Below are 13,157 nucleotides of genomic sequence, written 5' to 3'. Positions count from 1 at the left end.
ATGCCTGTCGTCCGGATCAACGGGATCCAGCTGAACTACGAGGAGCACGGGACGGGGGACCCGGTCGTCATGGTGACCGGCACCGGGGCCCCCGGCCGGATGTGGCGCACCCACCAGGTGCCCGCGCTCAAGGCGGCCGGCTTCAAGGTGATCACCGTGGACAACCGCGGGATCCCGCCGAGCGACCCCTGCGCCGAGGGCTTCACCCTCGACGACATGGCGGCGGACATCGCGGGCCTCATCGAGCACCTCGGCGCGGGCCCGTGCCGGGTCGTGGGCTTCTCCCTGGGCGGCATCATCGTCCAGGAGCTGCTCCTGGCCCGGCCCGAACTCGTCCGGTCGGCCGTGCTGATGGCGACCAGCGGCCGGGCCGACACCTTCGCCACCGCCCAGGCGATCGCGGAGATGGACCTGGCCGACAGCGGGGTCAAGCTGCCGCCCCGCTACGCCGCCTATGTCAACGCGCTGCAGAGCCTGTCCCCGCAGACCCTGGCCGATGAGCAACGGCTGCGGGACTGGCTGGACATCTTCGAGATCTCCGCCATCGACCTGGCCTCGGTCCGCGGTCAGCTCGGCCTGCAACTGATCCCCAACCGGCTGCCCGCGTACGCGGCCATCCGCTGCCCGTGCCTGGTCCTGGGCTTCGAGCACGACCTGATCGTACGGCCGCAGCTCACCAGGGAGGTCGCCGACGCCATCCCGGGCGCCCGCTACACCGAGATCCCCGGCTGCGGACACTACGGCTATCTGGAGAAGCCGGCCGCGGTGAACGCCGCGCTCGTCGACTTCTTCACCGCTCCCCTCGCCGCTGGGGTGGCGGTCCCGGGCGGTGGGCGGGTGGCGGTTCCTGCCGGTGAGCCGTTGGCGATCCCGGCCGGTGGTCCGGTGGTGCTTCCTGCCGGTGGCTCGGTGGCGGCTCTTGCCGGTGGACTGGCGGGTGCGGAAAGCCGATCGTGAAGACGAGGCCCCCCTCCGGGCGGGCCTCCACGGCGAGCGTGGCGTCATGCGCCACCGCGATGGCCTGCACGATCGACAGCCCCAGGCCCAGGCCGTCCTTGTTGGTCCGCGGGTCGCCGAGCCGCTGGAACGGCTGGAACATCTGGTCCAGCGCGCTCGGCGGCACCACCGGACCGGAGTTGGCCACGGTCAGGACGGCCCGGCCGGGCTCGTCCACCGTGGCCACCTCCACCCAGCCGTACGGCTCGTTGTGCCGCAGCGCGTTGTCCACCAGGTTGATGACGAGCCGTTCGGCCAGCGGCCGGTGGCCCGCCGCGACCGTGGCCGTGAGCGCACAGCGCGGCGTGACCCGCCACTGCTCCGCATCCGTCCGGCGGGCCGCCACGACCTCCCGCGCCAGCCGGTCCAGGTCGAACGGCCGCCGCACCTCGATCCCCGCGTGGCTACGGGCCAGGGTCAGCAGCGCCTCGATCATGCGCTCCTGCTGGGCGCCCGCGGCGAGGATCCGTTCGTGCGCCGCGCGCAGCGATGCCACGTCCGCGTCGGGGTCCGACAGGGCGAGCTGCCCCAGCGTCCGCTGCCGGGCGAGGGGAGTGCGCAGCTCATGCGAGGCGTTGGCGACGAACCGCCGCTGTGCCTCGAACGACGTCTCCAGCCGGCCGAGCAGACCGTCGAACGTGTCGCCCAGCTCCTTGAGTTCATCGCGCGGGCCCTCGAGGGCGAGGCGCTGATGCAGGCTGGTCGCCGAGATCTCCCGGGCGGCGCCGATGACCGTACGCAGCGGGCGCAGTATCCGCCCCGAGACCACCCAGCCCAGCGCGATCGAGATGACCGACATCAGCCCGAGCGCGATGGCGGACTGCACCAGCAGGTCGTGCAGCACGGCGTCCCGCTGCAGCTCCATGATCTCCCGCGCCGCGGCCGGGAGGACATCGCGGGTGCTCTCCCCGATGCGCCCCCGCGGCGGCGGCACCGGCGGGGAGTGGCCGCCGGTCCCGCCCGCCCGCGGCCCACCACCGTCCGGCGCCTGCTGCCCGCCGGAGAGCGAACCGCCGTTGGAGCCCAGCACCAGCAGATACGTGATCGTCAGCAGCGCCGCCCCCGAGAGCAGGAACAGCGCCCCGTACAGCAGGGTCAGCTTCAGCCGGACCGTACGCCGTGGCAGTGGCGAACGCGCGAGCCGGGCGGTGAGCCGGGACAGCGGAGACATGAGCCGGGACAGCGGGGACATGAGCCGGGACAGCGGAGACATCGGCGGCCTCAGATCCGGTAGCCGCGCTTGGCGACGGTCTCGATCACCGGCGGATCGCCCAGCTTGGCCCGCAGCCGGCTGATGGTGATCTTCACGGCGCTGGTGAACGGATCGGCCGCCTCGTCCCACACCCGCTCCAGCAGCTCCTCCGCCGACACCGCCCGCCCCTTGGCCGACAGCAGCAGCTCCAGCACGCCGAACTCCTTCGGCGCCAGCTCCAGCGGCCGGCCCGCCCGGGCGGCCTTGCGGCGCGCCGTGTCCACCACCAGGTCGCCGTGGTGCACCACCGGCGGCACGGCCGGATGCGCCCGCCGCGCCAGCGCGCCGATCCGGGCGATCAGCACCGGGAAGTCGAACGGCTTCGCGAGATAGTCATCGGCCCCCAGATTGAGCCCGTCGACCAGATCCTCCGCGGAGGCCGCCGCGGTCAGCATCAACACCCGGCTGCGGCAGCCGGACGCGATCAGCTCGGAGCAGATCTCATCGCCGTGCATCCCGGGCAGATCCCGGTCCAGCACGATCACGTCGTAGTCACTGAGCAGCGCCCGCTCAAGACCGCTCTCCCCGTCGAACGCCACATCGACGGCCATCTGCGCCCGCCGTAAGCCGACGGCCACCGCCTGCGCCATTTCCTGGTCGTCCTCCACCACGAGCACGCGCACCCGCTCCCCCTCCTCGGTCTGTCCAACCGGCCCTGCTCGGCCCTGCCCCCTGGACAACGGGATCCAGAATGCCCCGGCTCCGGTTTCCGCGGGGTTTCACCCGTTGTCCAAGTGCAGAGAATACGCGGTTGGACGCCACTTCAATAGTCGACCTTGCCGCTCCCGATGGGCCCTCGTTACCTTGAATTCCGGCCCGTTCCAGGGAAGTTGGAAGGAGTGAAGATGACCAATCCGTTCGATGACGAAAACGGTTCCTTTCTGGTCCTGCTGAACGACGAGGGCCAGTATTCGCTGTGGCCCGCCTTTGCCGAGGTGCCGACCGGCTGGCGCGTCGTATTCGGCGAGGACGCCCGCAAGAACTGCCTGGACCACATCGAGGAGAACTGGCGCGACATGCGCCCCAAGAGCCTCATCGACCAGCTCACATAGGTCGGAACGACCCAAGCCGAGGAGAGCGTCGTGTCCATAGGCGGCCCAGGGCCGATGATGATTCGCGCGGTGGGCCCCGACCCATCCGTGACCAAGCAGAAAATAAAAGCCGGGACCGCGAAACGGATAGTTCCGTATACCCGGCCGTACCGCGTCAGCATCTGTCTGCTGCTGCTCATGACCGTGGCGAACGCCGCCATTGTGGTGGCCGTCCCCATCCTCTTCAAATACCTCATCGACAATGGCATCGCCGAACATGATTCCGATGTCGTCGTGGGTATCGCCGTGGCGGTCGGCGGACTGGCGGTCCTCGGTGCGCTGCTGGGGTTCGGCGAGGCGTGGTACTCGGCCCGGGTCAGTGAAGGGCTCGTCTACGAGCTGCGCACCGAGGTCTTCGACCATGTGCAGCGCCAGCCGCTGGCGTTCTTCACCCGGGCCCAGACCGGCGCCCTGGTCAGCCGGCTCAACGCGGATGTGGTCGGGGCCCAGCAGGCCCTGACCTCACTGCTGTCCACGGTCGTCTCGGCCGCGCTCACCCTGCTGTTCGTCCTCATCACGATGTTCTACCTGTCCTGGGTGATCACCCTGATCTCCCTGGTCGTGCTGCCCTTCTTCATCCTTCCCGGCAAGGTCGTCGGGCGCCGGCTGCAGCGGCTCATGCGCTCCCAGATGGAGCAGAACGCCGAAATGGGCGCGCTGATGAACGAGCGGTTCAACGTGACCGGAGCGCTGCTGGCCAAGCTGTACGGCCGGCCCGGCCGGGAGCTGCGCCAGTTCACCAAGCTGGCCGGCAAAGTCCGCGACCTCGGCGTCCTGACCGCCGTCAACGGCAAGCTGCTCTTCCTGTCGATGGTCCTTCTCAGCGCGCTCGCCACCGCCGTGGTCTACGGCGTCGGCGGCCGCCTCGTCATCGACGACGCCTTCGAGATCGGCACCCTGGTGGCCCTGGCCACGCTGCTCACCCGGCTCTTCGGCCCGATCAACCAGCTCTCCAGCGCCCAGGCCAACGTGGTCACCGCGCTCGTCAGCTTCGACCGGCTCTTCGAGATCCTCGACCTCAAACCGCTCATCTCCGAGAAGCCCGACGCGATCGCCCTGCCCCGCGACGGCGCGCCCGAAATCGTCTTCGACGGCGTCTCGTTCTCGTACCCGGCCGCCGCGGACGTCTCGCTCGCCTCCCTCGAATCGATCGCCCTGCCGCGGACGGAGCGCACCAGGAACGACTGGACCCTGCGCGAGCTGAGCTTCCGGCTGCCCGCCGGAAAGCTCACCGCCCTCGTCGGCCCCTCCGGCGCCGGCAAGACCACCATCACCCATCTGGTACCCCGGCTGTACGACCCCGGCGAGGGCACCGTCCGCATCGACGGACACGACCTCCGGGACCTCACACTGGAGTCCCTCTACGACACCATCGGCGTCGTCACCCAGGACGCCTACCTCCTCCACGCCACCATCGGCGACAACCTCCGCTACGCCCGCCCGGAGGCCACCGAGCAGGAGATGATCGACGCCTGCGAGGCCGCCCAGGTCTGGGGCCTGATCGAGTCCCTGCCGGACGGCTTCGACACCGTCGTCGGCGACCGCGGCTACCGGCTCTCCGGCGGCGAGAAGCAGCGCATCGCCATGGCCCGGCTGCTGCTCAAGGCGCCGCCGGTCGTCGTCCTCGACGAGGCCACCGCACACCTCGACTCCGAGTCCGAGGCCGCGCTGCAACGGGCGCTGGAGACCGCGCTCGCGGGGCGCACCTCGCTGGTGATCGCCCACCGGCTGTCCACGATCCGCGACGCCGACCAGATCCTCGTGATCGACGGCGGCCGGGTGCGGGAGAGCGGCACCCATGAGGAACTCCTGGCCCTGGGTGGGCTCTACGCGGAGCTGTACCGCACGCAGTTCGCGGGGCGTGCGGGGCCGGGCGGCCATGAGGGACCGCCCAATGGACGTGGGCCGGTGCCGCCTCATGGCCACGGGCCGGTGGGCAATGGGCATGCGCCGGGGCCCCATCCGGGCATGCGGGCGATGCCCGGCGGCCCGCCGCCCGGCCACGGCTGAGCACACGTAGCTCCGGCCACGGCTGAGCACACGTAGCTCCGATCACCGCCATCGCGTACCGCAGCAGGCAGTAGAGGGAGACATCCATGCATGGCACGACCGAATCCTGGCGACCGCTGGGCGAGTTGTTCGACGCCCAGGTGGCCGAGTCGCCGGACGCGGTGGCGGTGATCGGCCCGGACGGTCTGGAGTGGTCGTACGCGGAGCTGGGGGCGCGAGCGGACCGTGTGGCCGGGGCACTGGCCGCGCACGGGGTCCGGCGGGGTGACCTCGTGGCGGTGGTGCTGGACCGGTCCGCCGAGCTGGTGGCGGTGTGGCTGGGGGTGGTGAAGGCCGGGGCGGGATTCGTCCCGGTGGATCCGGCGTATCCGGCCGAGCGGATCGGATGGATGGTCGAGGACGCCGGGCCGGTGCTGGCGGTGTGCTCGGAGGAGACGCGGGCGTTGGTTCCGGCCGGCGTGGAGTGCCTGGTCCGGGATCCGGCCGCGGACGGTGAACCGGCGCCCGCGGTGTCCGTGGATGCCGATGACGTGGCGTATGTGATCTACACATCGGGCTCGACGGGCCGTCCCAAGGGCGTGCTCGTGACCCATCGCGGCATCGGCAACCTGGCGGCCGCGCAGATCGAACGGTTCGCGGTGGACGCGGATGCGCGGGTGTTGCAGCTGGCGTCGTTGAGCTTCGACGCCGCGGTGTCCGAGATCTGCATGGCGTTGCTCTCGGGTGCCGCGTTGGTGATGGCGGACGCGGACAGGTTGCCGCCGCAGGGGTCGTTGAGCGAGACGGTGGCGGAGTACGGCGTCACGCATGCGACCGTGCCGCCGTCGGTGCTGACGACGGTGGACGAGCTGCCGGAGAGCCTGCGGACGCTGGTGGTGGCGGGTGAGGCGTGCCCGCCGGGGCTGGTGGCGCGGTGGGCTCCTGGACGACGGATGATCAATGCGTACGGCCCCACCGAGGCCACCGTGTGCGCCACGATGAGCGCGCCCCTGGAGCCGTCCGGGCCGGTGCCGATCGGTGGGCCGATCGCCAACACGCGGGTGTTCGTGCTGGACGAGCGTCTGCGGCCGGTCCCCGAGGGCGTGCTGGGCGAGCTGTACGTCGCGGGCCCGGGGCTCGCGCGTGGCTACCTCGGCCGCCCGGGGCTGACGGCGGAACGGTTCGTGGCCTGCCCGTTCACGGACGGGCGGATGTACCGCACCGGCGACCTCGCCCGGCGGACGGCCGACGGTGAGCTGGTCTTCGGTGGCCGGGCCGATGAGCAGGTGAAGGTGCGTGGCTTCCGGGTGGAGCCGGGTGAGATCGAGGCCGCTCTCGCCGGGCATCGGGGTGTCCGCCACGTCGCCGTGGTCGTGCGGGAGGACCGTCCCGGGGACCGCCGGCTGGTCGCCTACGTCGTCCCTGACGGGGATGTGGACACCGGTGGGCTGCGGGAGTACGTGGCCGAGCGGCTGCCGGAGTACATGGTGCCCACCGCGGTCGTCGCGTTGGACGCGCTCCCGGTCACGGTGAACGGCAAGCTGGACCGCGCCGCCCTCCCCGCCCCCGACTTCACCGACGCCGCCGAGGGCCGTGGTCCGCGGACGCCCACCGAGGAACTGCTGTGCCGGCTCTATGGCGAGATCCTCGGCCTGGAGCGGGTCAGTGCGGAGGCATCCTTCTTCGAGCTCGGCGGCGACTCGATTCTGACCATGCTGCTGGTGTCGGTGGCCCGGCGCGCCGGGCTGGTGATCGCCCCGTACCAGGTGTTCGAGCTCGCCACCCCGGCCCGCCTCGCCGACGTCGCCGAGCCGCTGGACGCGGGCGCCGCGCCGGGCGACCGGGCGCGGGGCGCCGGGCATGTGCCGCTCTCCCCGGCCATGCACGACCTCTTGGACCGGGAGGGACTTCAGGGGCCCGGCGGACCCGAGGTGGCTGCGGGATTCCGGTCGGCCGTGCTGGACCTCCCGGCCGGACTCGGCCTGGGCGACATCGCCCGTGCGCTGCAGACTGTCGTCGATCGCCACGACATGCTGCGGGCCCGGCTCGAGACCACGCCGGAGCGGCGGCTGACCGTACCCCCGGCGGGCTCGGTGTCCGTCCGGCCGTGGACGCGGCGGGTGGCGGCGGCAGGTACGGACGCCGATCGGCGCCAGCGGCTGCTCGCCGCCGAGTCGGCCGCGGCCGGACGGCGACTGGACCGGCGGGCCGGGGTGATGGCCCAGGCCGTGTGGTGCGACAGCGGGCCGGACGAGCCGGGGCGGCTGCTCGTCGTCGCGGACCGGCTGGTGGTCGATGCGGTGTCCTGGCGGATCCTGCTGGAGGACGTGGCCGCCGCGGTCGTGGGACGGGAGATCGCGTCGGTCCCGACGTCGTTCCGCCACTGGACACGGGCATTGGTCACGCAGGCCGACAGCCCGCTGCGGCGCGCGGAGCTGCCTGCCTGGACCGAACTCCTCGCCGCCGGCGATCGGTTGCTCACCACCCGTCCCGTCGACCCGGCCCGCGACGCCAACGCCCCGGTGCGGTGCGCCTCCGTGCGTATCCCGGCCGACACCACGGCGGCGGTGCTGACTGCCCTGCCGGACGCGTTCCACACCGGCGCCGGGACCGTCCTGCTGACCGGGCTGACCGCGGCCCTCGCCGCCTGGCGCGACGGCCAGGACCGGACCGGTGGCTTCCTCGTGGACGTGGCGGTGCCGGACCATGGACGTGGCGCCTTGGGCGGCGGCGCCGATCTCTCCCGCACCGTGGGTTCGTTCGCCCACCGCCACCCCGTACGGCTCGACACCGGCCCGTTCAACCTCGCGGAGATCCGCCTCGGCGGGCCTGCCGCGGGCCGGGCCGTGAAGCAGATCAAGGAACAGTCGCGGGCCGTCCCCGGCGATGGCCTCGGCTACGGCCTGCTGCGCCACCTCACCCCCGACACCGCCGCCACGCTCGCCGACCTGCCCACTCCGCAGCTCGGCTTCACCGCCCCGGGCGACGACGACCGGCCGCCCACGCATCCGCTCGAAGCGGCGGCCCGCGTCGAGGGAGCCGAACTGGTCCTCAGCCTGGAATGGCCGGAGCCCCTCCTCACCGGACCGGCCGCCCGGCGCCTGCTCGACGCATGGGCGGAGATGCTGTCCGGCCTCGCCGCTCACTCCGGCGGTGGCCACACGCCGTCCGACTTCGCGCTCATGGCACTCGACCAAGCCCAGATCGAGGAGCTGGAAGCCGAGGTGGCGGGCGGCCTGGTCGACGTACTGCCGCTGTCACCGCTCCAAGAGGGCCTGCTCTTCCACGCGATGTTCGATGAGCGGGAACGGGACATCTATGTGGAACAGAAGGTCCTGGAGCTGGAAGGGCCGCTGAACGTACGGAAGTTGCGCGCCACCTGGCAGGCCCTCGTCGAACGGCACGGCAGCCTGCGCACCGGCTTCCGCCACCTGGTCGGCGTGGACGAACCCGTCCAGGTGATCGCCCGCCACATCACCCTGCCCTGGCACGAGGTGGACCTGTCGCACCTCGGCACCGAGGCGGCACGGGACCGGGCGGACCGGTTGGAGAGCGCGGAACGGGCCCGCCGCTTCGACCTCGCCGCCCCGCCGCTGGCGCGGATCCTGCTGGCGAAGACCGGCCCCGACCGCCACCGCATGGTCGTGACTCTGCACCACATCGTGCTCGACGGCTGGTCGCTGCGGATCCTCATCCGCGAGCTGTGGGCCGCCTACGCGGCCGGCGGCGACACCCACGAGCTGGCGCCGACCACTCCCTACGGTGAGTATCTGGCCTGGCTCGCCCGCCAGGACCGGGAGGCTGCGCGCGCCGCCTGGCAGCGGGCGCTGGACGGCGTGTCCGAGCCGACGACGGTCGCCGCGCTCGACCCGAACGCCGAACCCGTCCTGACCCGCAAGGTTCTCGCCGAGACCGGCGACCAACTGGCCGGTGCGCTGCGGGAACTCGCCCGAGGCCACGGCGTCACGCTGAACACCGTGCTGCAGGTGGCCTGGGCCCAGGTCGTCGGCAAGCTCACCGGCCGGAGTGATGTGGTGTTCGGCGCCGCGGTGGCCGGACGTCCGCCGGAACTGGCGGGGATGGCGGACATGCTGGGGCTCTTCATCAACACGATCCCCGTACGGGTCCGGCTGCGCCCGGCAGACTCCATCGCCCACCTGCTCAGCGTCGTGCAGACCCAGCAGTCGGCGCTGCTCGACCACCAGCACCTCGGCCTCAAGGAGATCCAGCGCCTGGCCGGACCGGGCGCCACGTTCGACACCTTGATGGCCTTCGAGAACTTCCACGCGGGCGAGACGGGACCGGCCGCCCCTCTGCGACTCACCGACAGCACGACCCGGATGGCGACCACCTTCCCGCTGACGCTGGGGGTGGACCCGGCGGACGAGCTGAAGTTCTGGCTGGACTACCGCCCGGACGCGTTCGACGGGGATGCCGCCCGGGGCGTGGTACGGCGGCTGGTCCGGGTGCTGGAGCAGATGGCGGCGGATCCGGCGCGGCGGGTGAGTGAGGTCGAGGTGCTGGGGTGCGGTGAGCGGGAGCGGGTGGTGGAGGGGTGGAACGCCACTGGCCGGGTGGTGCCGGTGGGGTCGTTGGGGGATTTGTTCGATGAGCGGGTGGCCGTCTCCTCGGATGCGGTGGCGGTGGTGGGTGCGGGTGGTGAGGAGTGGTCGTACGGCGAGTTGGGGGATCGGTCGGATCGGGTGGCGGGTGTGTTGGGTGCGTGGGGTGTGGGGCGGGGTGATCTGGTGGCGGTGGTGTTGGAGCGGTCGGTGGATGTGGTGGCGGTGTTGTTGGGGGTGGTGAAGGCGGGGGCGGGGTTTGTGCCGGTGGATCCGGCGTATCCGGTGGAGCGGATCGGGTGGATGGTCGAGGACGCCGGGCCGGTGCTGGTGGTGTGTTCGGAGGGGACCCGTGGATTGGTTCCGTCCGGGGTGGAGTGTCTGGTGTGGGGTTCGTCTGCGGAGTCCGTGCCTGCGGCTGCGGTTTCGGTGGATGTCGATGATGTGGCGTATGTGATCTATACGTCGGGGTCGACGGGGCGGCCGAAGGGTGTGGCGGTGACCCATCGAGGCATCGGCAATCTGGCGGCGGCGCAGATCGAGCGGTTCGCGGTGGACGCGGATGCGCGGGTGTTGCAGTTGGCGTCGTTGAGTTTTGATGCCGCGGTGTCCGAGATGTGTATGGCGTTGCTTTCGGGTGCTGCGTTGGTGTTGGCGGGTGTGGACAGGTTGCCGCCGCGGGGGTCGTTGGGTGAGGTGGTGGCGGAGTTCGGTGTGACGCATGTGACGGTGCCGCCGTCGGTGTTGGCGACGGTGGAGGAGCTGCCGGGGAGTTTGCGGACGTTGGTGGTTGCGGGTGAGGTGTGTCCGCCGGGGTTGGTGGCGCGGTGGGGGTCTGGGCGGCGGATGGTCAATGCGTACGGGCCGACCGAGGTGACCGTATGCGCGACGATGAGTGGGCCTTTGGAGCCGTCCGGGCCGGTGCCGATCGGCCGTCCGATCGCCAATACGCGGGCGTTTGTGCTGGACGAGTTCCTGCGGCCCGTACCCAAAGGCGTGGCCGGCGAGCTGTATGTCGCGGGGCCGGGGCTCGCGCGTGGCTATCTCAGCCGCCCGGGGCTGACGGCGGAACGGTTCGTGGCCTGTCCGTTCACGGGTGGCCGGATGTACCGCACCGGTGACCTCGCCACATGGACGACCGATGGTGAGCTGATTTTCGGTGGCCGTGCGGACGACCAGGTGAAGGTGCGTGGCTTCCGCGTCGAGCCCGGCGAGATCGAGGCCGTCCTCGCCGGACATCGGAGTGTCGGCCACGTGGCCGTCGTCGTGCGGGAGGACCGTCCCGGGGACCGGCGGCTGGTCGCCTATGTCGTCCCTGACGGGGATGTGGACACCGGTGGGCTGCGGGAGTACGTGGCCGAGCGGCTGCCGGACCATATGGTCCCCGCAGCGGTCGTCGCCCTGGACGCCCTGCCCGTCACCGTCAACGGCAAGCTGGATCGCGCCGCCCTCCCCGCACCCGACTTCACCGACGCTACCGGGCGCGGTCCCGCCACGCCGACCGAGGAGATCCTCAGCGGCCTGTACTGCGAGGTTCTCGGGCTGGAACGGGTCGGCGCCGAGGTGTCGTTCTTCACCATCGGTGGTGACTCGATCCTCGCCATGAAGCTCATCGCCCGGATCGGCGCCGTCCTCGACACCGAGCTCAACATCGGCGAGCTGTTCGCCGCCCCCACGGTGGCCGGAGTCGCCCGCCTCGTCGCGGCGGCAGGAGGTACGGCCGCCCGGTCCGCGCTGACACCACGGCCGAGGCCGGAAGCACTGCCGCTCTCGTACGCCCAGCGGCGCATGTGGTTCCTCAACCGGCTCGAGGAGACCAACCCGGGGGCCGGAGCCGTCTACAACCTGCCGCTGGCCCTTCGGCTGACCGGAGAGCTGGATGTCACCGCGCTGGAAGCCGCCCTCGGCGATGTCGCCGACCGGCACGAGAGCCTGCGCACGTTGTTTCCTGAGACCGATGGCGAGCCGCGCCAGCAGGTGCTGGAAGGCGAGGCGGGCCGACCGCGGCTGGTCGTCGTGGAGACCAGCGGGGAACTCCTCGCGGCCGAACTCGGGCTGCACGCGGACCGTGGCTTTGATGTGACCGTCGATCCGCCATGGCGGGCACGGCTGTTGAAGACGGGGCCGTCGGAGTATGTGCTGCTGATCGTGGCGCATCACATCGCCGTGGACGGCTGGTCGATGGGCGTGCTGGCGCGGGACCTGGGGGCGGCGTACGCGGCCCGTCGGGCGGGTGGCGCGCCGGAGTGGGAGCCGCTGCCGGTGCAGTACGCGGACTACGCGCTGTGGCAACGCGAGGTACTGGGCGACCCCGAGGACCCGGACAGTGTGATCAGCGACCAACTCGACTACTGGCGTGAGGCGTTGGCCGGTGCGCCCCAGGAGCTCGCGCTGCCGACCGACCGGCCCCGGCCCGCGGTGTCCTCCTTCCGCGGTGGCGAAGTGCCGATCCAGATCAGCGCCGAGACCCACGCCCGGCTGCTGGACGTGGCCCGCCGTGGCCGCGCCACCATGTTCATGGTGGTGCACGCCGCCCTCTCCGCGCTGCTGAGCCGGGTGGGTGCGGGCGACGACATCCCGATAGGCGTGCCGATCGCGGGCCGTGGCGACCCGGCGCTGGATGACCTGGCGGGGTTCTTCGTCAATACCCTGGTCGTCCGCGCCGACCTCAGCGCGGACCCGTCCTTCACGGAGCTGCTGGCCCAGGTGCGGGAGACCGATCTGGCCGCGTACGCACATCAGGACGTGCCGTTCGAGCGGCTGGTCGAGGATCTGAACCCGTCACGCTCGCTTTCCCACAACCCGCTGTTCCAGGTCCTGCTGGCCCTGCAGAGCGTACCGGCGCCGCAATGGGGCCTGCCGGGGCTGCGGGTCCGGCGGATACCGGCGGCCGCCCAGGTCCCGGCGCGCTTCGATCTGTCGCTGGACCTTGCCGAGCACCGCGATGGTGTGGGGGCGCCGGCGGGGTTGGGTGGTGCGTTGCTGTATGCGGTGGATTTGTTTGACGAGGGTACGGCTCGGGGGTTGGTGGGGCGGTTGGTGCGGGTGTTGGAGGCGGTGGCGGTTGATCCGGGGGTGCGGGTCAGTGAGATCGATGTGTTGGGGGAGGTGGAGCGGGCTCGGGTGGTGGCGGAGTGGAATGCCACGGGGGCTGAGCTGCCTGGCGGTTTGATCCTGGAGCGTATCGAGGCGTGGGTTGCGGCGGCGCCGGATGTGGTGGCGGTGCGGTGTGGTGACGAGTCGGTGTCGTATGGGGAGTTGGATCGT

General features: G+C 71.5%; 5 protein-coding genes and 1 pseudogene. 4 read left to right on the top strand and 2 right to left on the bottom strand.

The features are described 5' to 3' along the window. Positions 1–792, top strand: a pseudogene (locus JK364_RS55985) (alpha/beta fold hydrolase); the annotation flags it as partial. On the opposite strand, the gene JK364_RS42335 reads toward JK364_RS55985, so the two are convergent. Both JK364_RS42335 and JK364_RS42330 read right to left on the bottom strand, forming a co-directional pair. Further along, the gene (locus JK364_RS42335; protein ID WP_230993330.1) at positions 791–2,209 is read right to left on the bottom strand and encodes a sensor histidine kinase; all 1,419 of its coding nucleotides are present in this window, start codon (positions 2,207–2,209) and stop codon (positions 791–793) included. The pseudogene JK364_RS55985 and the gene JK364_RS42335 overlap by 2 nt on opposite strands. An 8-nt stretch (positions 2,210–2,217) precedes the next feature. Continuing rightward, on the bottom strand, positions 2,218–2,871 hold the full coding sequence (locus JK364_RS42330; RefSeq protein ID WP_201856766.1) for a response regulator transcription factor: 654 nt from the start codon (positions 2,869–2,871) through the stop codon (positions 2,218–2,220). Positions 2,872–3,093: 222 nt separating this feature from the next. On the opposite strand from JK364_RS42330, the gene JK364_RS42325 reads away from it, so the two are divergent. The 3 genes from JK364_RS42325 to JK364_RS57215 form a co-directional block, all read left to right on the top strand. Continuing rightward, a complete protein-coding gene (locus JK364_RS42325) occupies positions 3,094–3,300 on the top strand; it encodes an MbtH family protein (RefSeq protein WP_201856765.1) in 207 nt (68 codons plus the stop codon). Positions 3,301–3,354: 54 nt separating this feature from the next. Further along, a complete protein-coding gene (locus JK364_RS42320; protein WP_201856862.1) occupies positions 3,355–5,349 on the top strand; it encodes an ABC transporter ATP-binding protein in 1,995 nt (664 codons plus the stop codon). 86 nt (positions 5,350–5,435) lie between these two features. Beyond that, the coding region (locus JK364_RS57215; protein ID WP_201856764.1) for a non-ribosomal peptide synthetase at positions 5,436–13,157 on the top strand (7,722 nt) is incomplete at its 3' end.

Source organism: Streptomyces endocoffeicus (assembly GCF_016741935.1).
In the GTDB taxonomy this organism is placed as follows: Bacteria; Actinomycetota; Actinomycetes; order Streptomycetales; family Streptomycetaceae; genus Streptomyces; species Streptomyces endocoffeicus.
This window is presented reverse-complemented; position numbering and strand designations above follow the sequence as displayed.

Excerpts from the sequence above, each read along its gene's own strand:
- JK364_RS42335 (WP_230993330.1), bottom strand. The coding sequence starts at position 2,209 with ATGTCTCCGCTGTCCCGGCTCATGTCCCCGCTGTCCCGGCTCATGTCT.
- JK364_RS42325 (WP_201856765.1), top strand. The coding sequence starts at position 3,094 with ATGACCAATCCGTTCGATGACGAAAACGGTTCCTTTCTGGTCCTGCTG.
- JK364_RS42320 (WP_201856862.1), top strand. The coding sequence starts at position 3,355 with ATGATGATTCGCGCGGTGGGCCCCGACCCATCCGTGACCAAGCAGAAA.